We start from the raw sequence: 21,417 nt of genomic DNA, 5'->3' as shown, positions 1-21,417 counted from the left end.
CGCCGTCGTCGCGGGCCGCGCCGCGAGCGGTCAGGCGACGAGTACCAGCAGCGACACCGCGAGCAGACAGAACGCGATCGCAGCGAACACCCCTCGCCAGCTCCCGTAGGTCGGCTCCGTGGCGTCGCCGCGCCGACGGGCCCGCTCGTAGGAGAGCCACGCGCCCGCTACCAGCGCCAGGATCGCGAGGGGCGCGACCGCGAACATGACGAAGCTCCAGCCGACCAGGGCCGCGAACGCCCGGAAGCCGACGAGCGATCCGAGGACGCCCCCGCCCACCACGGCGTCGGTCGGCAGCCCGAGGACGCTTCCCAGCGCCGCCGCGCCGATCCCAATCGCCACGAACCAGCCAAGCGAGAGCAGCGGCGCCAGCGCGTCGGGGACGCCGCCTGCGGGCAGCGCAGCTAGTCCAGCGGGGACGAGCAGGCCGAACGCGAAGGCGATCCCGAAGCGGACGGCGTCGGATCGTTCCTCCATGCGTCGGTCTTGAACGGATTCGATCAAGAACCTATCGGCTGTTTGATATCAGCTGTCGGAACGATCGGGCCGGAGGGGCCGAGTTTGATGACGGCGTCCGTCGTAGCCGTCCCGGATGCTCACCGAACGGGACGATCGGCTGTGGACCGACGAGGAGCCGCTGGCGTTTCTCGGCATGGAACTCGGCCGCATCATGACGGTTATCGAACTCTCGACGGGCGGGCTGTTCGTCCAGTCGCCCGCCGAGCTCACGGCGGAGCTGCGGGCGGCCCTCGACGAGCTCGGCGACGTCCGGTTCGTCGCGCCCGCGAGCAAGCTCCACGGCCACCTGTACATGGAACAGTACCGCGAGGCCTACCCCGACGCCGAGTTGCTCGCCGCGCCCGGGCTCGCGGCCCGCCGACCCGATCTGCGGTTCGACGGAACGCTCGGCGACGTGCCCGACCCCCGCTGGAGCGCCGATATCGATCAGGTCGCGATCACGGGCCACCGCTGGCTCACCGAGCTCGCGTTCTACCACCGCCCGAGCGAAACGGTGATCCTCGGCGACGTCGGCTTCCATATCGACGAGCGCAGCCCGCTGCAGACGCGGCTCGTCGCGCGACTCCTGTGCGTCTACGGGCGGATCGGACCGCCCATCGAGTTTCGGCTCACGATCGCCAACGAGGCGACATTCCGGCGATCGATCCGGGACGTCCTCGCCTGGGAGTTCGACCGGGTGATCCCGGGTCACGGAGCGATCGTCGAGTCGGGCGGCAAACGGGCCGTGGCGGAGGGGTTCGACTGGATACTCTAGCCGCCGATCAGGCGTCGTTGGCCGCCCCGACGGTCTCCCGGAGCGCGTCGACGCCCTCGTCGTGAGCAAGGTCGCCGACGACGATCACGTCGGCGTACTGGGCCATCGCGTACGCGGAGTCGTAGTCGTGGATCCCGCCGCCGTAGAACAGCGTCGCGTCCTCGACGCCCTCGCCGGCGGCCTCAACGATCGACTCCTCGCCGAGGGTTCCGGAGTACTCGAGGTAGACGATCTCCTGGCCGAACATCCGCTCGGCGACTTTCGCGTAGGCCTCGACGTCGTCGGCTCCAAGGTCGCAGTCGGCTTCGGTCAGCGTCGCCACGTCGGCCTCGGGGTTCATCACGATGTAGGCCTCGGTCGTCGTCCGCTCCCAGTCGATATCGCCGATCCGGACCCACTCCTTGTGGGCCTCGGTGATCCAGAACGGCGAGCCGGCGTTGAACACCGTCGGGATGAGATAGCCGTCGAGGGCGTCGTTCTCGACGACGACGCTGGGGTTGGCTGGCTCCTGGTAGAGCGGAACGTCGTGCTCGGCGCAGGCCTCGATCACCGCCGTCATGTTCTCCTCGGTCATCCCCATCGTCCCCCCGATCTCGATCGCGTCGGTCCCGGTCGCACAGAGGTCGCCGAACGTGACCCCCTCGGGGAGTTCCTTGTCGGGGTCGAGCTTGAGGACGTGGTTCCAATCGGTCCAGGGCGCAGTCATACCGCCCCGTTTCCCGACAACCAGCAAAAACGCTACGAAACGGCCACGAGACGGCGATCCGACAACTGGTCGAGGAAGCCGTTCGCGGACCGAAAGCGCATGTCTGGCATCGCGGTTGTTTTCTCCCTGGGGGACGGTGACCACCGTATGAGCGATCGGGTCGAATCGACCGAGGACGCGACCCTCAAACGACAGCGACTTCGGGCGGTCGCCGACGCCCTCGACGGTGGCGTCATCCAGCTCGACGCCGCGGATCGGATCGTCGCGGTCACCGACGACGTCCTCGAGATCACCGGCTACTCGCGGGGCCGTCTGCTCGAGACTTCCGCGTCCGCGCTGTTCGCCGACGGCGAGGACGTCCGTGAGTGGGGAGACGACTCGGAACGGCCGACCGCGATCGAGACGACCGACGGACGAACCGTCGACTGTGCCGTTCGCCTCGAGACGCTGGTCGAGGACGGTGAGGATCGCGGCGCGGTCTGTATCGTTCGGCTCCCGACCGACGCCGCGTTCGACGACGGCGGCTCGAGCCGTGATCGGCGGCTCGAACGGCAGGTCGATCAGCTCTCGGCAGAGCTCGACGCGGTGTTCGAACGGGTGTCGGACGCCTTCTACGCCCTCGATTCGGACTGGCGGTTCACGTACGTCAACGACCGTGCCGCCGAGCTGCTCGGTCGGACCGACGACGAACTGTTCGGGTCGTCGATCTGGGAGGCGTTTCCGGAGCTCGTCGACTCCCATCTCGAGGAGCGGTTCCGGACCGTGATGGCGACGAAGAAACCGCTCTCGTTCGAGCGCTACTCCGAGGCGCTTGGCATCTGGGCCCAGATGGACGTCTACCCGACCGAGGCGGGGCTGTCGGTGTACTTCCGGGACGTCACCGAACAGGTCGAGCGCGAGCGCAAACTGGCGGCATCCGAACGTCGGTACCGCAGCCTCGCCGAGCAGTTCCCGAACGGGATCGTCGCCCTGTTCGATCACGACGGCGAGTACACACTGGCCGCGGGACGGGGGTTCGATCGGCTCCCCGTCGAGCCGGACGACCTCGAGGGAACTCACTACCGGGAGGTCTGGGAGGAATCGGTCGCGTCGACGCTCGGTCCCGTCTACCAGCGGGCGCTCGAGGGAGCGGAACGACGGACCGAATTCGAGCAGGCGGGCCGAACGTGGCTCGTCCGCGTGGCGCCGATCACCGACGACGACGGGAACGTGGCTGCCGGGCTGACGATGGCCCAGGATATCACTGGACAGAAAGAACGCGAGCGCACCCTCCGGGACGCGAACGCCCAGCTCGAGGCCGCGACGGAAGCCGGCGCGGTCGGCACCTGGGAGTGGCACGTCCAGGAGGATCGGTTCGTCGCCGGCGCCGCCTTCGCCAAGACGTTCGGCGTCGATCCCGAGGACGCTCGCGAGGGCGTCTCCCTCGAGCGGTTCGTTTCCTCGATCCACCCGGCGGACCGCGACCGCGTCGAACGGAGCATCGAGGCGGCCCTCGAGAGCTGCGGGGAGTACGAGGAGGAGTACCGCGTCCGCGACGCCGACGGCGAGTTGCGCTGGATCGTCGCCCGCGGCCACGTCGAGTGTGACGACGACGGAACGCCGCTGACGTTTCCCGGAGCAGTCGCCGACATCACCGACCGCAAGCGCGCCGAGCGCCAGCTCGCGACCCACAAGCGCCAGCTCGAGACGCTGTTCGAGCTGCTGCCGGTCGGAGTCGTCGTCGCCGACGCCGACGGCCGGCTCATCGAGGCGAACGAGACTGCCCGGGAGCTGTGGGGTGGCGACGTCTTCGACGCCGAGTCGGTCGCGGAGTACGACCGTTACGACGGCTGGTGGGCCGACACCGGCGAGCCGATCGAACCCGAGGAGTGGACCCTCGCCCGCGTCCTCGAGGGCGAGGAGGTTACCGATCCCGACGTTCACGAGATCGAGACGGCCGACGGCGACCGTCGGATCGTCATGAGCCACGGGATGCCCGTCAGGAACGAACGAGGCGAGATCAGCCGCGGCGTGGTGACCCAGACCGACGTCACCGAGCGCCGCGAGTACCAGCGCAAGCTCGAGGAGACCATCGAGAAACTCGAGACCTCCAACGAACGGCTCGAGCAGTTCGCCTACGCCGCCAGCCACGACCTCCAGGAGCCCCTGCGGATGGTCTCGAGCTACCTCCGGCTGATCGACCAGCGCTACGGCGATCGGCTCGACGAGGACGGCGAGGAGTTCCTCGCGTACGCCGTCGACGGCGCCGACCGGATGCGCGAGATGATCGACGGCCTGCTGGCGTACTCCCGGATCGAGACCGCGGGCGAACCCCTCGAGCCCGTCGACCTCGGGGACGTCCTCGACGACGCCTGCAGCGAACTTCGCGGTCGAATCAAAGAGAGCGGCGCCGAGATCGACGCGGAGCCGCTGCCCCGCGTCGAAGGCGATCGTCAACAGCTCCGGCAGCTGTTCCGGAACGTTCTCTCGAACGCGTTCACCTACTCCCGGGAGGGCACGCCGGAGGTGCGGGTTTCGAGCGAACGCCACGGGGCGCAGTGGCGGATCTCGGTCCACGACGAGGGGATCGGAATCGATCCCGAGGAGACCGAGCGCATCTTCGAGGTGTTCCACCGCCTGCACACCCACGAGGAGTACGCGGGCTCGGGGATCGGGCTGGCGCTGTGTCGACGGATCGTCGAGCGCCACGGCGGGGAGATGTGGGCCGACTCCGAGCCCGGGAAGGGGTCGACGTTTACCTTTACGTTGCCCGCCGTCGACGAGACGTGAGGGTCCCAGAACGGTGCCGGCAGGCGTTCAGACGCCCTTGCTCATCAGGTGGCTGCGAAGGACGTCGGCCTCCTTGTTCCCCGTCCCGGTGTTGACCGCGACGACCGTCTCGTCGCCGTCGAAGGCGCCCCGATCGGCGAGTTCGAAGAGGCCGCTGACCGCCGCGGCACAGGTCGGCGCCATCTCGAGGCCCTCCCGCTTGGCCACCGCGATAGCGGCCTCGAGGATTTCGGGATCGTCGGTCGCGACGGCGCCCCCGTCGCTCTCGCGGATCGCCTCGAGGATCCACGGGCTCGCGCCGGGGTCGGGGATCTCGATGCCGCCGCAGATCGTGTCCGGGTGTTCGACCGGCTCGTGGACGTCCCGCCCGTCCTCGAAGGCGTCGACGATCGGCGCACAGCCCGACGCCTGGGCGGCGTAAAAGGACGGCACCGCGTCGGTCAGGCCGAGGCGCTCGAACTCGCGGGCGGCCTTGTACATTCCGACGAGTCCGACCCCGCCACCCGTGGGATACGAGATCACGTCGGGGCTCTCCCACTCGAGCTGTTCGGCGATCTCGTAGAACATCGTCTTCTTCCCCTCGTGGCGGTAGGGTGTGGCGAACGTCTGGAGAGAGTACCAGTCGTCGTGCTCCGCAAGGCCTTCCTCGAAGGCCGCGACGGCCTCGCCGATCCGTCCGCCGACGACGTTCATGTCGCCGCCGTGGACGTTGATCATCGCCTTGTTCGTAAAGCCCGATCGGGAAGGGACGTAAACGTGGGACTCCATCCCCGCCCGTCCGGCGTACGCTGCGGCGGCCTGGCCCGCGTTGCCCGCCGAGGCCAGCGCCACCTCGCTCGCGCCGTGCCCGTCGGCAGCCGTCACGGCAACGGTCTGTCCTCGGTCCTTGAACGTCCCCGTCGGGTTCCGTCCCTCGTCTTTGATCAGCAGTCGGCCGACCCCAAGCTCGTCGGCCAGAGTCGGACATTCGACCAGCGGCGTCGCCCCCTCGTCCATCGTTACGGCCGACTCTCGGGAAAACGGGAGCAGCTCCTCGTAGCGCCACAGCGAGTCGAACGGCCGCGCGCCGAGGACGTCGTGGTCGAGGTCGACGGCGTCGTAGTCGTAGCTCGGATCGAGGATCCCTCCGCAGTCCGGACACCGATGGCTCTCCGCGTCGGCGTCGGCGGTCGCGCCGCAGTCGACGCACTCGAGGCCGGTGAAGGCGGCTGTCGTCTCCATACGGGAGTGTTCGCGGCCCTCGACTAAGGGTTGTTCATCGGACGGCAAGCGATCGGCCGCGGCCGAATCGGGGACGCTACTCCCGTTTCCCTTGCTTTCTGAAGACGGCGCTGCCGTCCTGCTCGACGGTGATCCGGTACCCCTCGTAGGAGAAGGTGATCTCGGTCTCCGCAGCAGGGGCGGGTGGATCGGAGAAGATGTGTTCGAGGACGTGGTCGATGCAGTCGTACAGCGGCGGCAGGTCGTTGGTATCGACGTCCTCGAGCTCGGCGACGGTCCGGGCGACGCTCACGTTCGGATCCGCCTCGTCGACGTCGAACGTTCGGTAGACGACGTCGCCGTCCTCGCCTCGTGGTCGATCGGGCATACTCGAGTGCTCCGACGACCGGAACGAAGGAACTTCACCGTTCAGCTGCAGGCCCGGACCGGCGGAACGTCAGCCAGTGACAGTCGGGGTCCCGGACCACGAGCTCGTCGTCGGTCTCGCGCTCGACCCGGTCGACGCGGTCGCCGATCGCCTCGCGGACCGCAGCCGGGTCCTCGGTTTCAAACCCGAGGTCGACGTGGACGCCGCCGCGGCCGTCGGCGATCCCGAGGTGGGGCTCCCACAGCTCGAGGGCCATCGGGCCGTCCAGCCGAACCCGCTTGCGGTCGTCGCCGACGTCGACGGTTCGGAAGCCGAGCGCCTCGTAGAACTCCCGGGCGCGGTCGATCGACTCGACCTCGAGAACGACCTCGAAGAGCCCGTCGATCCCCGGTCCAGCGACGTCGCGCTGGCCGAGCTCGACGCAGTTGCCGTCGGGGTCGTAGAGGTACAGCGATCGCGAGGGGCCGAACCGGGCCTCCTCGAGGTCGTAGTCGGCGCTCAATCGGTCCCACCACTCGTCGTACTCCGCGGCGGGGATCGAGAGCGCGTAGTGGGTGTGAAGCCCGCCGCGGGGTACCGACTCGGGACGCCGGAGCACGAGGCCGGTCTCGCCCGCGGCGAGGACGCACTCGTCGGCGCCGTCCTCGCGGACGGGAAGCGACAGCGTCTCGGCGTAGAACTGCCGTGCGGGCTCGAGGTACTTGACCTCGAGCGCGAGCCGGGAGAGGCCGGTGAGCATGGGTGCTCATACTCGGGGCGAGAGCATAGAAGCGTCGCCGTAGGTGGGTAGCGACGTGAGCGCGACGGGTCGGCTGTCCGAGAGTCGACCCGTCGGCGAGCGCGGCGTCGAACCGGCGGAATCGGCGGGTTCGTCCAGGTTTATGAGCGGAGCGATCGTACCCTCGGGTATGCCATTTCGCGTCGACGAGCGCGCGACCGAGTTCGCCGAGATCGACCGGTTCGACGGCGGCGTCGGCTGGATCGCCCACCCCGACGAGGAGATGCAGCGGGCCAGCCACGTCCTCGAGTTGGACGGCGAGCTCTGGGTGATCGACCCCGTCGACGCACCCGGAATCGACGATCTGTTCGCGGAGCTGGGCGAGGTTCGGGGCGTCGTCGTCGCGCTCGATCGGCACAAACGCGACGCCGCGGACGTCGCCGACCGCCACGACGTCCCGGTCTACCTCCCCGCCTTTTTCGATGGGGTCTCCGAGGAGCTCGAGGCGCCAGTCGTTCGGTTCGGCGACGAGCTCGCCGATACGGGGGTCACGGCTCGAACGGTCGTCGATAGCCGGTTCTGGCAGGAGGTCGCGCTCTACGACCCCGACGGCGGGACGCTGGTCGTTCCCGAATCCGTCGGCACCGCCGACTACTTTCTCGCCGGGGGCGAGCGCCTCGGCGTCCACCCGATGCGGCGGGCGATACCGCCCCGGGACGCCCTGGACGACCTCGCCCCCGATCGAGTGCTGGTCGGCCACGGCCGTGGTGTCATGACCGACGCGACGACGGCCCTCGAAACGGCCCTCTCTCGGTCGCGAACTCGGGCGCCGCTGTTGTACGCCAAGGCGGGCCGAAAGCTGTTGCCGTTCTAGTACTGCCAGGGCATACAGCTAACTATCGGGCGTGCGTACTGGTAACGTGGTCTACGCTACCCGCGCCCTGGTCGAGGTGTTGCTCGAGCTGGCCAGCGACGCCGATCCGGACCGGGTTCGAACCGGCGTCTCGGTGACGCCTGCAGGAGAGCTCGACGGCGACACGGGGCTTCCCCCCGAGACGCCGGTCTTCACGGACTTTTTCCTCCCTGATCCCGGGAACGCGGTCAACTCGGTGTTCGGCGTCGACCTCTCGACGCCCGCTCGACAGGCTCAGGGGCAGTTCGTCTCCCACCCCGTCAGGGAGCTGGAGGTGACCAAACGCGACGATCTCGCGGAAGTGATCTTCGTCGCGGTCCCGCCCTGGGAGATCGACGAGGCGTCGTTCGGCGCCTTCGATCGCTTCGGCGAACGCCAGCCCCTCGAGATCCTCGAGGCCCGCGCGCCGGAGGGATCGCTCCGCGATCGGGAGTAACGCTACTCGAGGTAGCCCAGCCCGCGGAGCTGTTCGGTGATCTCCTCGAACTCGGCCTCCGTCAGTTCGCCCTGTCGCTGGTGCTGGATGACGATACTGCGCAGCAGGAACCGAACCAGGTCGCTGGTGCTCTGGAAGCTCGTCCCCTCGATCGTCTCGTCGACGCGGTCGGCCAGATCTTTCGGGATCGAAACCGTCGTGTACTCGGCCATATCGAATACTCCGGCGCGGGCCCCAAAGACGTATCGCCGCCGGCGGGGGAAGCAACACCGGAGTCCGTCGAGGACGGTGACCGCGGCTCGTCACAGCCCTCCGGTATGCTCGTCGAGGATCGGCACGCGGACGAGACCACGGAGCGATTCGGCGAGCGTCTCCGCAGCGGTTTTGATATGTGGCGTACTACGTACCGCGTATGGGAGTCCGGCCACCATCGAACGACGACGACGACGAACCGGAGAGCGTCGATTTCGGCATCGCCGCCCTCGACGCTCGCCTCCGAGAGTCCGAGCTTACGTTTCCGGCGACCAAAGACGACGTCAACGCCGAGCTCGGCCACGAGCGGATCCCGTACGACGTCCACGGAAACGACGTCCCTCTCGGAGAGATACTCGCGGAGACGAGCCAGGAGCAGTTCGACTCGCGCCAGCAGCTTCTGAACGCGCTCCACGAGCCCTTCGAGGAGTACCGCCGCCAGCACTCGAACGGCGTCGTCCAGCAGGTCCGGTCGATGCTTCCGTTCTAGTCGTCGCGTCTGCGTTCTTCGCGTGTGATCTGCTCGAGCCGTCGGCGCTGTTCGCGATGCAGCGTCACGAGCATATCCGAGAGCACGCCGAACATGAGCAGCTGTACCCCGAGCAGAATAGCCGCCGCCGAGACGACCGCCAGGATCTCGTGGCCCTGCTGGTACTGGATCCACTGCCAGAGGACGTACGACGCGACGACGCCGCCGGAGGCGATACTCGCCGCACCGAGACTCCCGAAGTAAAACAGCGGGTTGTTCGTCTTCGCCAGCGAGTACAGCGCCAGCACGATCGTTCCGCCGTCTTTCAGCGGGTGGAGGTTCGTCTCCGAGTCCTCGGGACGGGCGCTGTAGCTGATCGGAACGACGGTCGTGTCGATCCCGTGTTTCACACACTCGACGGCGAGTTCGGTCTCGATCGTGAACCCGTCGGAATCGAGCGAGAGCCGCTCGAACGAGTCGGTCGTAAACGCCCGGTACCCCGAGAGGATGTCCTCGTAGGCCGCACCGTGGATCAGCCGGAACGAGCGGTTGATTAGCCGGTTCCCGAACCCGTTCAGGGCAGCCATCGCGTCATCGTCCATCTCCGCGAAGCGGTTCCCGATGACGTGTTCGTACCCACGGGAGAGGGGCTCCAGCATGCGGTCGGCGTCGGCCGGATCGTAGGTGCCGTCGCCGTCGACCATCAACACGTACGGAACGGAGACGTACTCGAGGGTCTCTCGAACGGCCTGTCCCTTCCCGTTACCCGCCTGTGTGAACACCTGTGCTCCGTGCTCGCGGGCGATCTCCCGGGTCTCGTCGTCGGAGTCGCCGTCGACGACGACTACGTTGAAATAGCCCTGCTCGCGGAAGCCGTCGATGACGTCACCGATCGTCGCCGCCTCGTTTAACGTCGGGATGAGCACGCAGACGTCCTCGGCCGCAATATCGCGCGTGCGCTCGCTCATCGACAGGACGCCCTCCCGCTCGAGCGTCTCCGCGCGGACCCCGTCATGCTCCATTGCCAGAGTTTTTCTTCCAGTCTATGAAAAATATATCGGTCATTCTTGTCTCAAAATAGTCCGTCAGTGCGACGATCCGACGATCGAACGGATCCGTTGGCGCATCCGTCCGTCGATCGGAATGTTCGCACAGCGTTCGTCGAGTCCGATCGTCTGGAGCAGGAGACTCGAATCGTCGAGCAGCGATAGCTGGAGGTAGGTCCCCTCGCGGTAGCCGTCGCTGGTTCGGGTCATAGTGATGATCTTCAGCGTCTCGTACTCCCGCAGCTGGTCGGTGATGCGTTTCTTTCCGAGGACGTTGGCGTCGATCGCCTCGGCGAACGCGCGGTAGACCCGATACATCTCGGTGGCCTTGAACGCCGAGCGGTCGGAGAACTCGTCCATGGTCGCAAGCGCCGCGATCGCGATCTTCGCCTGCGTGGGACAGCCCCGAATGAGATCCTGGATCCGGGTCACCTCGGCGTCGTCGTTCGCGACCCGGACGTGATTCTCCGTGACCTGGGCGGCGTCGTTGTCCCTTGCGACCTCGCCGGCGAGCCGGAAGAGGTCGATCGCCCGGCGCGCGTCGCCGTGTTCCTGGGCGGAAAACGCCGAACACAGTGGGATGACGTCGTCGGTCAGGACGTCCTCGCGGTAGGCGTCGCGGCGCCGCTCGAGGATGTCACCGAGCTGGTTGGCGTCGTAGGCCGGGAAGACGATCTCGTCGGGCGAAAAGGAGCTCTCGACGCGGGTGTCGAGCCGATCGCCGTACTTCAGGTCGTTGCTGATTCCGATGACGGTGATGCTCGCGTCGACGTCGTTCTCCTCGCCCGCCCGTGAGAGTTGCATGAGGAGTTTGCTGTCGTCGGCCTCCTCGGGCGGGACGTTCTCGACGTCGTCAGGGGGTGCGAGGCGGTCGATCTCGTCTAAGACCACGATGATCGCGTCGTACAGTTCGTCGATGACCGACCAAAGCCGATCGTAGTACGCCCCCGTTGCGATCCCGGAGTGGGGGATCGTGATCCCGGTCTTCTCGGGTTCGTTCAGGCTCTTTGCGAGGTGAATCACGGTCTGGACCTCCGAGCGACGCTGGGCGCAGTCGATCACCGCCCGCCCGATCCGGACGTCGTTCTCCCGGCCGCGGCCGACGACCTCGCGGCTGACGTAGCGGGTGACCAGCGTCTTTCCGGAGCCCGACTTCCCGAGCAGCAACGTCCCCTTGCCCGTTCCGCCGGTGATCGTCGGCTTGAGCCGTCGGGCGACGGTCTCGATCTGGTTGTTCCGGCCGACGATCTTGTTCTGGTCGGGGACGTGGTCGATCCGCAGCAGGTCCTCGTTCGCGAAGATCCGGTCTTCTTCGTCTAACACCGAGAGCGGATCGTCGCGAGACTTGGAGCGAGAGTGGGCGACCGCGCCGTGCTCGGCGGCGTACTCGCCGAGCGTCCCCGTCCCCTCCGCGTGCAAAGGCATACACCGTCTTTCAGATGAATTTTCCTTAGGTCTTTCCCTCCACGAGTGGTGGGTAACCGGGGAGTGGTCCCGACCGCTGGAGATGGGCCGTCGGCACACTGGGTGCGACTCTCACACCGGATTTCAGATGAAATGCGTGAGCGCGGTTCGTCCCCACCCACACCGGATTTCAGATGAAATGGGCGAGAGCAGGGCACCACCTCCACCACACCCACACCGGATTTCAGATGAAATGCCCGAAACGGGAGGAGGGTGGGAGACGAGCGCTGCGAGGAGGAGGTCGGATCCGGGCGGTCGAACAGTCCTAAACCGGACGGAAGCGAGAGAGGTAGGTAGTTGCAAACCGGGCGGAACGATTCGGGAGAAGAACCTCAGGCCATAGATATCGAGTTCGTCAGGGTCTGAAAGATCGATTTCATCTGAAACCCGGTGTCGGCCCGCAAACCGAGGACGGCGGGTGATCGGTTTCGCGACGTACCCTGTGAGCGAACTGACCCGCTCGTGAGCGAATCGGATCGATCGCGAGCGAGCCGAACGCGTCGTGGGTTGCGTTCTCACGCCAGGCAGCCAGCGTCTAATATAAAGATACCAGGAGAAAGGCAGCGGTATATCACTTCGTGCCTGCAGGAGCCTGAAGATGGATTCTCTCACTACACTACTACTACTAGATTACTGCTAGAGTAAGATATATAATAGAGTTCAGAAAGTAACGTAGCAGTAAGAGGTACAGCACCATCGAGAATCTCTCTAAGTCCATCTAATTCGTTTATGCGCCGGTTTGGTCTCATTCGACCGCCGAGGCCACCACCCTCTCCCCCACCCCTCGTTCGATCGATTTCATCTGAAATCCGGTGTGGGGGTGTTCGGTCCCAGTGGTCGACTCCGATCGGTCCGTCGAGACGACGAGGACGTCCCCGGCGAGGCCCTATCGGTTCGCCTCGATCCCGGGGGCCGGCTCCCGTTCGTCGAGCGACCGAACGTCGGGATGGTCTGTGAACTCGCGGTAGCGTTCGGGGACGTCCTCGAGCGAGTCCGCCGTCGCGAAGCACTCGCGGATCGCCGCCCACCGTTCGTGGCGAACGACCACAACGACGGGCACGGAGTCGAGGTCCAGCAGCTTCGCGATCGAGAGGCGGTGTTTGCCGGCGCCAAACCGGATCAGCTCGCCGTTCCGACCGATCCCGACGCGCGCCTCGTGTGGGTAGTCGGTGCCGTGGATCGGCTTCATCGCGGCCGTTTCGGTCTTCAGTTGCTCGCCGGCGTCCTCGCGCTCGAGCAGTTCGGTCTGTGGGACGTACCCCTCATCGGCCATCGACTCGTACAGCGCTTCGAGGTCGGCACACCGCTGCCCGAGGTCGTCGATCGACGACGACCGCCAGTCCTCGAGCCCGTTCTCGATCTTGCAGACCGCGTACTGGTACTTGGCCGTCTCCGTCCAGGATTTTCCGCCGGCGAACCGTGCCTCGAGCGACCGGTGAATCCGCGTCTCCGACCACTCGGTCCGGAACCGGTCCCAGCGACCCCCGAGGACGCCGACGATCGGCTCGTCGTGGACGGGCGAGTGCGTCGTATCTCCGTCCTTGGTCGGAAAGTGAGCCTTTCGAAACGACGACTGGTAGCGGAGGTCGTCGGGATCGATCTCGACGATCGTCGGACAGTCCGACTCGCGTGGTTCCTCGCTCGCGTCCCGGTGACGGATCGCCCACCAGTAGCCGAACGCGTTGTCGACCAGGTAGCTGTACGTTTCCACGAGGACGCACCGAACTCCCCCGAACTGATAGAGCATCCGGATCTTTCGCCAGATACCGGTCAGAACTGCAAATCCGAGCAACTGGTATCCGAGACCGAACTCATCAGTCGCTCCCGTTGCTACGGCCCGACTCTGCGAGTCGACGACGACTGATCCCGTCACGAACAGCTCCGCAATGACAGCGTTCACAGGCAGTACGAGGCGGATGCCCCGATCCTTGAGGTCGGGGAGGAAGCCGACACTCGATGAAACCCACCACGCTCGCTGACAGGGCCGACTCCCCTCCCCACACGTAAATTTTTATTAGACAACAATTGTAAATGTGAACCATAGATGGACGACGCGCCACGACGCACTATTCCAATCAAGCTCGACGTGTCCGAAGAGCGTCGTGGCGACCTCCATCAAACCAAAAGCCAATTCCTGCACTGCGCCAACCGCACCAGCGAGTGGGCGTGGCGCTACGACGACTACTGTGTCACCAGCAAGAGCAAAGCCGAAAATTCCCTGTACGACGAGTTGCGTGAGGAAACCGACCTCACCGCCAACCTCGTCCAGAAAGGCATCCGCCGCGCCATCGAAGCCGTCGATGCAGGCGTCGAAAAACTGCAGCAAGGCGAACAGACGAGTCAACCAGAGTTTGACTCGTGGAGCGTCGTCTACGACAAACGGTCTGCGTCGTTCAACGATGATCACGCCACGCTGTCCACGCCGAACGGCAGAGTCACCACTGAGTACGTCCTCCCACCCGAGGACGAACGCGAAGACACGCCGTTCGGCAGGTATTACGAGAGTGACGACTGGGATGCGTCGAGCGCCACGCTCCAGTATGACGAGCAGGATGACACGTTCTACCTGCACGTCACGCTGAAGAACCCCGACTACACGGTTGACAGAACGGAACGCCAAGAAGCCAGTCACGACGATGATGGTGCCGAGAACGGAGTGGTTCTCGGTGTTGACCTGAACGTGACTGGCGCGTTCGCCGTCACCTCCACGGGAAAGTTCATCGGCAGTGCGGACTACCTCACCCACAAACGCGACCAGTACGAGAAACGCCGTGCCCGCCTGCAACAGACGGGTACACGGTCCGCTCACCTCACGATTCAGTCCATCGGCAGTCGGTTCTCGGATTGGTCGCTGGACTGGCTCCACAACCGCGCCAACGACCTCATTGCGGAAGCCCAAGCCACGGATGTAGACGGCATTATTTTTGAAAACCTTGACCACATCCGCGAGAACATTGCGAACGAGTCGAAGTTCCAGCAGTGGACGTATGCGAAGTTCGTGGAACTCGTGGAGTACAAGGTTGAATCCACGGCGTTGTTCGTGGATACGGTGAATCCTGCGTACACGAGTCAGCGGTGTTCGCACTGTGGGTTTACCCACGAGGACAACCGCGACGACAAAGAGTTCGCGTGTCAGGACTGTGGGTATGAGGTGAACGCGGATTACAACGCGGCGAAGAACATTGCGAAACGATACTGCGGGTATATCCATCGCGGGCAGAAGTCTCGCGGTGGATGGGCCACCAGTCAACTGGCCCTCGAGTCAGGGACGTTGAACGTGAACGGCGAGTACACGCCTTCCGCCTTGCGCGGATAGAACGGGAGTCCACTGACAAGCCTCGGGGCTTGACCCCGAGGCGGTTGACGTCGGATCCACTGATTTAACGTGAGGACGCTATTACTAATATGCGAGGAAACCGGATACCGTGAATCTCATACGCAGGTCTCGCCGGATACTCCGCGAGGACGGTCTCTCGTCGCTGCTGTGGCGCTCGATCAGGTTCGGCTGGACGACGCTCGTCTGGCGCCGGGAGCTCGTCCAGTGGCTGCCGGTGTGGGCGCTCGAGTTCGCGTTCGAGGTCCGCAGTCGGCTGTTGTCGAGGATGAGCGACGCGAACCCGGCCCGGCCGATCCGGGTCGATCCCGACGAGATCGAGTACTACCACGGGAGCGATGACCCCTGGCGGCTCGGTCGCGTCCTCGACGGCGACTGGGACGAGCCAGAGGGACGGTTCGAGGAGACGACGGTCTACCGCTCGCTCGAGGCCCGATTTCTCGAGGGGGCCGACTGGGGGGAGACCGAGCTGTACGCCGAGTACCGTGACCGTCTCGAGCGAGGCGATCCGTACTGGCGGTGTTCGACCGAGGCCGAGCTCGAGGTGTACTTTCGGGAGATCGACGCGCTCTACGAGACGGTCGCCGAGGACGGGTATCGCTCCCAGCGGGAGCTGCTCGCGAGCGAGGACGCCGACCCCCGCGACGCGAACACCGACGCGGTCCACCCGGCCGTCCAGGAGGTCGGCGTCAACGTCTACCGCGACGGCGAGCTGGTCAAGAAGGGGGCCGGCTTTCATCGGCTCGCGATCGCGAAGCTCCTCGAGGTCGACGAGATCCCGGTCACAGTGCGGGTCAGACACGCCGACTGGCAGGCGATCAGAGACGAGCTCCGTGCCACCTCGAGTCCCGACGAGCTGAGCGACCGGGCCCGATCTCACCTCAACCACCCGGATCTTCGGACCATCGTCCCCGAGGGTTGGCGGGAGCCGACCCGATCAACCCAGTACGATTAACTGGCGCTGCTCGGAACTTCCGGTATGTCATATCTCCTCGAGCGAGTGAAAGAAACCTGGCGGCGCGACGGCGCGGGCGCCGTCGCCGACGAGGCGATCGCCCACCTCCGATGGCGCCTCGAGCGGACCGCCGCGTACGGGGCGATCCGAACCCGCGAACTCGAGCTCCGGAACCGCCACGTCGACGCCGACCCGCTGCAGCTCACGTGGGTTGATCCCGCCGACATCGAGTACGTCGTCGCCGAGCTGGTCCCCGACGAGACCGACGACTCCCACTTCGAACGGCCCAACGTTCCGACACAGGGGCGGGACGGGATCGGCGCCGTTCGTGGCGGCGAGTGGGATCTGTCGGCCGTGCCGTTTACCGACCTCTCCGAGTACCGGCTGTTCGAGCAACACTTCCGCGAGGACGTCCCCTGGGCCGAGACGGCGTTCGTCGAGCGCCACCGCCGTTCGCCGGCGTCTGACTGGAGCGAGCGGAAGCTGTTGAACAAGCTCGAGCGGTTCGACGCGCTGTACGAGACGATCGCGACCGAGGGGTACAGCACCCAGCGCGAGCTCGGCGGCCACCCGTTAAACGAGATCGTCGTCTACGCGGGACGAAACGGCGAGCTCCGGTGGCACGAGAACGGCCGCCACAGGCTCGCGATCGCGAAACTGCTCGAACTGGAGTCGGTGCCCGTGCTGATCACGGTCCGTCACCGGAAACTGCTCTTTCCGGGCGAGCGGTCACGACCCGAGAACCTGAAGCGGTAGCCCTCGAGTCGGTTCGCCACCACCGCGAGCCGGCTCTTCGCGCCGAGGACGGCCAGCAACGCTCCGCAGCTGATACTCGCCGCCCAGTAGTAGCAGTGGTAGCGAACGTTCCCGGGATCGATCGCCAGCGCGCCCTTGAGGTAGGCGGCCGCCGGCTTCCGCTGGCCGTTCTCCGCGTAGATGATCGCGACGTTGGCCGCGAACTCGGCCCGTCGTCGCCGATCGACGTGCTCGCCGTGGCGCTCGAGGACCCGGCGGTACCCCGCGACCTTCCGTCGGGGGTCGGTTCCGATCCGCTCGCCGTCGGTGTGTCGATCGAGGAGGACCTCGGGTACGCCGCGGATCTCGTCGAACGCCGACGACGCGAGCACGCGGAGGTAGAACTCGTAGTCCTGTACTGCGGGCAGCTCCTCGTCGAGGGGGCCGACAGCGTCGAAGACGTCCGCCCGGAACGTCGTCGCCGAGAAGCTCCCGATCGGGTTTCCCCGGCCGAGATCGGCGAGCGTCACCCGGTTCCGGGCGCGGATCAGGTCGTAGACCTCTCCGTCCCGTCGCTTCCGGTAGGAGGTGTAGACGCCGCCGACGCGGTCCGATCCCGTTCGGAACGCCTCGAGGACGCGCTCGAGGTGGGTCGGCGCCAGCTCGTCGTCCGAGTCCAGAAAGGAGACGAACTCGCCGCTCGCGCGTTCGATCCCGCGGTTTCGGGCCGCGTTCGCCCCGCTGTTCGCGCCCGTCTCGAGGACCACCAGCCGGTCGTCGCCGTACGACTCCAGAACCGCGGCGGTTCCGTCGGTCGAACCGTCGTCGACCACGATCACCTCGAGGTCGTCGCAGGTCTGTGCGAGCGCGCTGTCGATCGCCCGGCCGACGACCGAGGCGCGGTTGTACGTCGGAATAACGATGCTGACCGCGGCCATCTGCGTTGCCCCCACTCGCGGCCCCGAGATGAAAGCCCTTTTGATCGCCAGGACGTACTGCTAAACGAACCCGATGACGACCGTCTCGATCATCACGCCCGTCTACGACGACTTCCCGGGGCTCCGCGAGACGGTCGACTCGCTCGCGACCCTCTCGACGAGCGTCGACTGGGAGCACACGGTCGTCGACAACGGCTCGACCGACGGCACCCGCGAGCGCGCCAAGCGCTACGTTCCGGACCGACTCGGCGGCACCGTCCTGTGCGAGGACGGAATCCAGTCCTCCTACGCCGCCCGTAATGCCGGCGTGCGACACAGCGACGGCGACGTCCTCGCGTTCATCGACGCGGACATGACCGTATCCGAGGGGTGGCTCGAGGACTCCCTCGACGCCTTCCGGGTCGCGGAGGCCGACTACATGGGCTGTGCCGTCGAGCTCACGCTTCCCGACGATCCCTCGCTCGCGGCCCGCTACGACCACCACTCCGGGTTTCCGGTCGGTCACTACCTCGAACACCAGCGCTTCGCGCCGACCTGCTGTCTGTTCGTTCGCCGCGAGGTCTTCGCCGATGTCGGGCTCTTCGATCATCGGCTCACCTCCGGGGGTGACAAGGAGTTCGGCAACCGGGTCGCCGAGGCGGGGTACGACCTCCATTTCGCGCCCGAGGTCACGATGTTTCACCCCGTCCGGGACACGCTCGGCGCGCTCGTCCGGAAGGACCTCCGCATCGGCCGGGGGCTCTGCCAGCTCCAGCGGTACCACCCCGCCCGGTACGGCCGACCCGGCGTTCCGCCCCGTCCCTCCGGCGTCAAACAGCCAGACCCAGACCTCGACGCCCGAGAGCGACGCGCCTTTCGCGTCCTCGAGACCGCGCTCACCGGCGTTCGCGGCGTCGGCTACTACCGAGAGTACCTCGCGGGCGACCGCACGAGCGGGTCGGGCGGGATCCCCGACCTCGAGGACTGACCGTCGGCGCTCGGGGCGAGACGTCCGGGCCGCGTCCTCGGCGACGGGAACTGTGCCAACCCACGCCTATAACTCGCTTCGGAACGCGTCTCGTGATAGATGACAACCGCCGAGCCCCGATCGACGGTCGAACGAATCGAGACCCTCGTCGTCGACCCCGAAGACGTTATCGACGCGTTCAAACGCGACCGCGACGCCGGCGACGACGAGCGCGGCGTCCTTCGCGTCTCGTCGCCGTTCGAGGCGAGGATGACGGCGATCCCGTCGGTCGCCATGACCGGAGCGGACCGCTCGGACGCGGATCCCACTACGGTCGATCTCGGTCCGGCGGCGTTCGTCGACGTCCGCGGCGAGTACGACCCGGAGCACACCCTGATCCCGGCCCCATCGCGAGCGGAGTCGCGTTCGATCGCCCGCAGCGACCGCGGCGAGGAGGTCGACGAGGCGACCATCGCGGAGTACCACGAGACCGCCGTCGAGGCCTGGGAGGAGTGTGTCCGCACGAGCCTCGTCGACGAGGTCCCGCTCGCCGATCCGGAGACCGAAGCGGTAGCCTGGGTCGACGTCCGGTACGGCGGGGGCGACTGAGTACGCGAGCCGACGCCGTGTCCGACCCGTCGGGGCGTCACTTCGGCTCGCCCGACCGCGGTGCCGTGCAGCGCTATCCGGGCAACAGCCCCGCCCGCTCGAGGACGATCAGGACGACGACCGTCGCGCCAAGCACGAGTGCGCCGCTGGCGAATACGGTGTCGTACGCGAACCCGGCCTCGACGAGCGAGCCGACGGCCGACGAGCCAAGCGCCTGCATCAGCATCCACGAGGAGCTGAAGACGGCGTAGGCGCTGCCCCGCGTCGAGTCCGGTAGCGTATCGAGGAGGTAGGTGTCGATCGCGGGGAAGAGAGCGTGGATGACGAGCCCGATGACGGTCGAGAGGACGATCAGTCCGAGCAGCCCCTCCACCCGCGTCAGCACGAAGAGGCTGCCGGCGAACGCGCCGACGATTCCGAGCAGGTACGGGACGTGGGGGAACCTGTCGGCCAGGTCGCCCCCGAAGAAGAAGGCGGGGACGCCCGCGGCGAAGATGATCGTCAGCATCATCCCTGCCATCCAGTCCGAGAGCCCCTTCGACTGCATGTACAGCTCGTAGAAGTTGAACAGTCCCTGCCAGACGAACGACGCCGCGCCGACGATCGCCAGCGCGGTCACGATCAGCTTCCACTCCGAGAGCGCGCCGGCGACGAAGTCCCGATCGGCTTCCCCAGCGGTCGGGAGTTCGGCGTCTCTCGCCGCGAACCACGTGTAGATCGTGATCGCCGCCGCGCCGACCGCGATCGCCCACAGCGAGAGCCGCCAGTCGACCAGCAGCGTGAGCGCGACGAACGGTGCGGCGATCACCGCGGCGACCTGGCTGGCCGCGCCGTGGATGCCGATGATCCGACCGATGCGGGTCGGGTAGAGCTCGCTCAACAGCGGGTTCGCCGAGACGAAGTAGATCCCGGAGGCGATCCCCATGAGGAAGGCCCCGACCATGAGGTGCTCGACCGTCGTCGCGGTCGCGGCGAGCGCCGAGGAGCCCGCGAGGACAAGCCCCGACACGAGGACGACGTAGTGGCGAGGGACCTTCGTGAGGATCCACCCGGTCGGAAGCCGCGGCGAGGCGCTGCCGATCCAGGCGAGGGTCACGATGAGGCCGGCGGTCGCCTCGCCGATCCCGAACTCGGCGATGAAGACGTCAAGCAGCGGCGCGAAGACGATCCTGGCGAGGTTGACCAGGAAGACGAGTCCGCAAAGCGAGGCGAACAGTCGGGCGCGAGTCACGGTCGGTGTTTCTAACGGGTCGTCTCAAACGTTCCGAAGTCGGCGCGAGATCGCTCGAGGCGAGAGACTCGAGGGAGCCTCCGGACCCGTTCGAGCGCAAGCCTGTGGGGGCGACCCGAGGCGTTTTGCTCGACGAACCCCTATCCAGGTCGATGCCGACGACGTGTGCGCTCTGTCGACGAGTCGTCCCCGACGAGCGGATCGACGATCCCCAGGTCGTCCAGGAACACCACCTCCGGCCGGAGGAACGGGCCACGAGCCCGACGGTGATGCTGTGTCGCCCCTGTCACAAACAGATTCACGCCCTGTTTACGAACGAGGAGCTCCGCGAGGCGTACGACACGATCGAAGCGCTGCAATCGGCCGACCGCCTGCAGGGGTACGTCGACTGGATCAGGGGAACGAACAAGCTCGAGATCCAGGTCAGAACGAGTGATCGGGTGCGCGACGCCGGATGACGGCGTTCGTTGGTACGTTTTGTATCTGGGTTGCCCGTAAAACGGCCGTTCGCCTGGGGTTCGCTGTCGGTGAAACGGACGATCAGTCGTCGCCCGGACGTGGCATCGCCTCGATCTCTCGAATCTCGGCCGTTTTCCGGACGCGATCGTACTGTCGCTGCCACGCCTCCCTCGGAAACAGGTCGTTTCGGTCGAACAGGTCACGGGCATCGTCGGTGAGCGTATAAAACTTGTACGGGTAGCCACGGACGCGTTCGCCGGGCTCGACGACCAACTCCTCGAGCACGCCCGCGGCCTGCAGGATACGGAGATGACGGCGAATCGCGTCTTCCTCTAGAGGGGGGTTCATGTAGTCGAGTTCTCTTACACTCGGAGCTTCTCTGGGATGACCGACGATATCGGCGAGCAGATTCGCACGCTGCTCGTCGGTGGCTTTCTGCAGGGCCAACCACGTGTTGAATTCATCCGTCTCTCGTTCCGGCCCACTTGCACCACCAGGCTGCGTTGCGTCCGGGCGCATATGGGACAGTAATGTGTCCCTCGGACATAAACACTCGGTCGATAGACTCAACTGTTA

General features: G+C 66.2%; 23 protein-coding genes. 11 read left to right on the top strand and 12 right to left on the bottom strand.

The annotated features are described in order from the left end of the window. Positions 1 to 30: 30 nt before the first annotated feature. Complete coding sequence (locus NATOC_RS12855; protein ID WP_015321879.1) at positions 31 to 477, bottom strand: hypothetical protein; 447 nt, start codon at positions 475 to 477, stop codon at positions 31 to 33. Positions 478 to 592: 115 nt separating this feature from the next. Here NATOC_RS12855 and NATOC_RS12850 point away from each other — a divergent pair, with 115 nt between their 5' ends. Then, positions 593 to 1,273 (top strand): DUF4336 domain-containing protein, encoded by a 681-nt coding sequence (locus NATOC_RS12850; RefSeq protein ID WP_015321878.1) that lies wholly within the window; start codon positions 593 to 595, stop codon positions 1,271 to 1,273. 7 nt (positions 1,274 to 1,280) lie between these two features. On the opposite strand, the gene NATOC_RS12845 is transcribed toward NATOC_RS12850, so the two are convergent. Further along, positions 1,281 to 1,979: a phosphoglycerol geranylgeranyltransferase gene (locus NATOC_RS12845; RefSeq protein WP_015321877.1), complete on the bottom strand. Its 699-nt coding sequence runs from the start codon at positions 1,977 to 1,979 to the stop codon at positions 1,281 to 1,283. Positions 1,980 to 2,126: 147 nt separating this feature from the next. Here NATOC_RS12845 and NATOC_RS12840 point away from each other — a divergent pair, with 147 nt between their 5' ends. After that, on the top strand, positions 2,127 to 4,748 hold the full coding sequence (locus NATOC_RS12840) for a PAS domain S-box protein (protein ID WP_015321876.1): 2,622 nt from the start codon (positions 2,127 to 2,129) through the stop codon (positions 4,746 to 4,748). Positions 4,749 to 4,775: 27 nt separating this feature from the next. Here NATOC_RS12840 and NATOC_RS12835 read toward each other — a convergent pair whose 3' ends face one another. From NATOC_RS12835 to NATOC_RS12825, 3 genes are all read right to left on the bottom strand, one after another. Continuing rightward, a complete protein-coding gene (locus NATOC_RS12835) occupies positions 4,776 to 5,969 on the bottom strand; it encodes a threonine synthase (protein ID WP_015321875.1) in 1,194 nt (397 codons plus the stop codon). A gap of 76 nt (positions 5,970 to 6,045) precedes the next feature. Next, entirely contained in the window at positions 6,046 to 6,336 is a 291-nt protein-coding gene (locus tag NATOC_RS12830; protein ID WP_015321874.1) for a HalOD1 output domain-containing protein, read from the bottom strand. Between the two features lie 34 nt (positions 6,337 to 6,370). Continuing rightward, on the bottom strand, positions 6,371 to 7,075 hold the full coding sequence (locus tag NATOC_RS12825) for a VOC family protein (RefSeq protein ID WP_015321873.1): 705 nt from the start codon (positions 7,073 to 7,075) through the stop codon (positions 6,371 to 6,373). Between the two features lie 169 nt (positions 7,076 to 7,244). Here NATOC_RS12825 and NATOC_RS12820 point away from each other — a divergent pair, with 169 nt between their 5' ends. Next, a complete protein-coding gene (locus NATOC_RS12820; protein WP_015321872.1) occupies positions 7,245 to 7,928 on the top strand; it encodes a hypothetical protein in 684 nt (227 codons plus the stop codon). Between the two features lie 46 nt (positions 7,929 to 7,974). Beyond that, entirely contained in the window at positions 7,975 to 8,403 is a 429-nt protein-coding gene (locus NATOC_RS12815; protein ID WP_015321871.1) for a hypothetical protein, read from the top strand. A 2-nt stretch (positions 8,404 to 8,405) separates the two neighbouring features. Here the strand turns inward: NATOC_RS12815 and NATOC_RS12810 are convergent, their stop codons facing one another. Further along, positions 8,406 to 8,615, bottom strand: coding sequence for a ribbon-helix-helix domain-containing protein (locus tag NATOC_RS12810; protein ID WP_015321870.1), 210 nt, complete (start codon positions 8,613 to 8,615; stop codon positions 8,406 to 8,408). A 200-nt stretch (positions 8,616 to 8,815) separates the two neighbouring features. On the opposite strand from NATOC_RS12810, the gene NATOC_RS12805 reads away from it, so the two are divergent. After that, positions 8,816 to 9,145: a DUF5789 family protein gene (locus NATOC_RS12805; RefSeq protein ID WP_015321869.1), complete on the top strand. Its 330-nt coding sequence runs from the start codon at positions 8,816 to 8,818 to the stop codon at positions 9,143 to 9,145. Here NATOC_RS12805 and aglJ read toward each other — a convergent pair. From aglJ to NATOC_RS12790, 3 genes are all read right to left on the bottom strand, one after another. Next, the gene (aglJ, locus tag NATOC_RS12800) at positions 9,142 to 10,146 is read right to left on the bottom strand and encodes an S-layer glycoprotein N-glycosyltransferase AglJ (protein WP_015321868.1); all 1,005 of its coding nucleotides are present in this window, start codon (positions 10,144 to 10,146) and stop codon (positions 9,142 to 9,144) included. The genes NATOC_RS12805 and aglJ overlap by 4 nt on opposite strands. A gap of 63 nt (positions 10,147 to 10,209) precedes the next feature. Beyond that, positions 10,210 to 11,595 (bottom strand): AAA family ATPase, encoded by a 1,386-nt coding sequence (locus NATOC_RS12795; RefSeq protein WP_015321867.1) that lies wholly within the window; start codon positions 11,593 to 11,595, stop codon positions 10,210 to 10,212. Between the two features lie 925 nt (positions 11,596 to 12,520). Continuing rightward, on the bottom strand, positions 12,521 to 13,345 hold the full coding sequence (locus NATOC_RS12790) for a hypothetical protein (protein WP_174299199.1): 825 nt from the start codon (positions 13,343 to 13,345) through the stop codon (positions 12,521 to 12,523). 333 nt (positions 13,346 to 13,678) lie between these two features. Between NATOC_RS12790 and NATOC_RS12785 the strand changes: the two genes are divergently transcribed. The 3 genes from NATOC_RS12785 (at position 13,679) to NATOC_RS12775 (ending at position 16,679) form a co-directional block, all read left to right on the top strand. Continuing rightward, the gene (locus NATOC_RS12785; RefSeq protein WP_015321865.1) at positions 13,679 to 14,950 is read left to right on the top strand and encodes an RNA-guided endonuclease InsQ/TnpB family protein; all 1,272 of its coding nucleotides are present in this window, start codon (positions 13,679 to 13,681) and stop codon (positions 14,948 to 14,950) included. Positions 14,951 to 15,059: 109 nt separating this feature from the next. Further along, positions 15,060 to 15,923: a hypothetical protein gene (locus NATOC_RS12780; protein ID WP_015321864.1), complete on the top strand. Its 864-nt coding sequence runs from the start codon at positions 15,060 to 15,062 to the stop codon at positions 15,921 to 15,923. A gap of 24 nt (positions 15,924 to 15,947) precedes the next feature. Continuing rightward, positions 15,948 to 16,679, top strand: a complete 732-nt coding sequence (locus NATOC_RS12775) for a hypothetical protein (protein ID WP_015321863.1) — start codon at positions 15,948 to 15,950, stop codon at positions 16,677 to 16,679. Here NATOC_RS12775 and NATOC_RS12770 read toward each other — a convergent pair. Continuing rightward, positions 16,622 to 17,611: a glycosyltransferase family 2 protein gene (locus NATOC_RS12770; RefSeq protein ID WP_245549642.1), complete on the bottom strand. Its 990-nt coding sequence runs from the start codon at positions 17,609 to 17,611 to the stop codon at positions 16,622 to 16,624. The two genes, NATOC_RS12775 and NATOC_RS12770, sit on opposite strands and share 58 nt — an antisense overlap. 58 nt (positions 17,612 to 17,669) lie before the next feature. On the opposite strand from NATOC_RS12770, the gene NATOC_RS12765 reads away from it, so the two are divergent. Next, complete coding sequence (locus NATOC_RS12765; RefSeq protein ID WP_015321861.1) at positions 17,670 to 18,563, top strand: glycosyltransferase; 894 nt, start codon at positions 17,670 to 17,672, stop codon at positions 18,561 to 18,563. A gap of 99 nt (positions 18,564 to 18,662) precedes the next feature. Then, positions 18,663 to 19,151, top strand: a complete 489-nt coding sequence (locus NATOC_RS12760; RefSeq protein WP_015321860.1) for a hypothetical protein — start codon at positions 18,663 to 18,665, stop codon at positions 19,149 to 19,151. Positions 19,152 to 19,224: 73 nt separating this feature from the next. Here NATOC_RS12760 and NATOC_RS12755 read toward each other — a convergent pair whose 3' ends face one another. Then, a complete protein-coding gene (locus NATOC_RS12755) occupies positions 19,225 to 20,382 on the bottom strand; it encodes an MFS transporter (RefSeq protein ID WP_015321859.1) in 1,158 nt (385 codons plus the stop codon). A 152-nt stretch (positions 20,383 to 20,534) separates the two neighbouring features. Here NATOC_RS12755 and NATOC_RS12750 point away from each other — a divergent pair, with 152 nt between their 5' ends. Next, positions 20,535 to 20,840, top strand: coding sequence for a hypothetical protein (locus tag NATOC_RS12750; protein ID WP_015321858.1), 306 nt, complete (start codon positions 20,535 to 20,537; stop codon positions 20,838 to 20,840). Between the two features lie 82 nt (positions 20,841 to 20,922). Here the strand turns inward: NATOC_RS12750 and NATOC_RS12745 are convergent, their stop codons facing one another. Beyond that, a complete protein-coding gene (locus tag NATOC_RS12745) occupies positions 20,923 to 21,360 on the bottom strand; it encodes a helix-turn-helix domain-containing protein (protein WP_015321857.1) in 438 nt (145 codons plus the stop codon). Positions 21,361 to 21,417 lie beyond the last annotated feature (57 nt).

The organism is Natronococcus occultus SP4, assembly GCF_000328685.1.
Taxonomy (GTDB): Archaea; Halobacteriota; Halobacteria; order Halobacteriales; family Natrialbaceae; genus Natronococcus; species Natronococcus occultus.
Note: the sequence above shows the minus strand (reverse complement) of the source record. Positions and strands in the feature narration are given on the sequence as shown.

Coding starts and splice junctions, on each gene's coding strand:
- NATOC_RS12855 (WP_015321879.1), bottom strand. CDS start 477: ATGGAGGAACGATCCGACGCCGTCCGCTTCGGGATCGCCTTCGCGTTC.
- NATOC_RS12850 (WP_015321878.1), top strand. CDS start 593: ATGCTCACCGAACGGGACGATCGGCTGTGGACCGACGAGGAGCCGCTG.
- NATOC_RS12845 (WP_015321877.1), bottom strand. CDS start 1,979: ATGACTGCGCCCTGGACCGATTGGAACCACGTCCTCAAGCTCGACCCC.
- NATOC_RS12840 (WP_015321876.1), top strand. CDS start 2,127: ATGAGCGATCGGGTCGAATCGACCGAGGACGCGACCCTCAAACGACAG.
- NATOC_RS12835 (WP_015321875.1), bottom strand. CDS start 5,969: ATGGAGACGACAGCCGCCTTCACCGGCCTCGAGTGCGTCGACTGCGGC.
- NATOC_RS12830 (WP_015321874.1), bottom strand. CDS start 6,336: ATGCCCGATCGACCACGAGGCGAGGACGGCGACGTCGTCTACCGAACG.
- NATOC_RS12825 (WP_015321873.1), bottom strand. CDS start 7,075: ATGCTCACCGGCCTCTCCCGGCTCGCGCTCGAGGTCAAGTACCTCGAG.
- NATOC_RS12820 (WP_015321872.1), top strand. CDS start 7,245: ATGCCATTTCGCGTCGACGAGCGCGCGACCGAGTTCGCCGAGATCGAC.
- NATOC_RS12810 (WP_015321870.1), bottom strand. CDS start 8,615: ATGGCCGAGTACACGACGGTTTCGATCCCGAAAGATCTGGCCGACCGC.
- NATOC_RS12805 (WP_015321869.1), top strand. CDS start 8,816: ATGGGAGTCCGGCCACCATCGAACGACGACGACGACGAACCGGAGAGC.
- aglJ (WP_015321868.1), bottom strand. CDS start 10,146: ATGGAGCATGACGGGGTCCGCGCGGAGACGCTCGAGCGGGAGGGCGTC.
- NATOC_RS12795 (WP_015321867.1), bottom strand. CDS start 11,595: ATGCCTTTGCACGCGGAGGGGACGGGGACGCTCGGCGAGTACGCCGCC.
- NATOC_RS12785 (WP_015321865.1), top strand. CDS start 13,679: ATGGACGACGCGCCACGACGCACTATTCCAATCAAGCTCGACGTGTCC.
- NATOC_RS12775 (WP_015321863.1), top strand. CDS start 15,948: ATGTCATATCTCCTCGAGCGAGTGAAAGAAACCTGGCGGCGCGACGGC.
- NATOC_RS12765 (WP_015321861.1), top strand. CDS start 17,670: ATGACGACCGTCTCGATCATCACGCCCGTCTACGACGACTTCCCGGGG.
- NATOC_RS12760 (WP_015321860.1), top strand. CDS start 18,663: ATGACAACCGCCGAGCCCCGATCGACGGTCGAACGAATCGAGACCCTC.
- NATOC_RS12750 (WP_015321858.1), top strand. CDS start 20,535: ATGCCGACGACGTGTGCGCTCTGTCGACGAGTCGTCCCCGACGAGCGG.
- NATOC_RS12745 (WP_015321857.1), bottom strand. CDS start 21,360: ATGCGCCCGGACGCAACGCAGCCTGGTGGTGCAAGTGGGCCGGAACGA.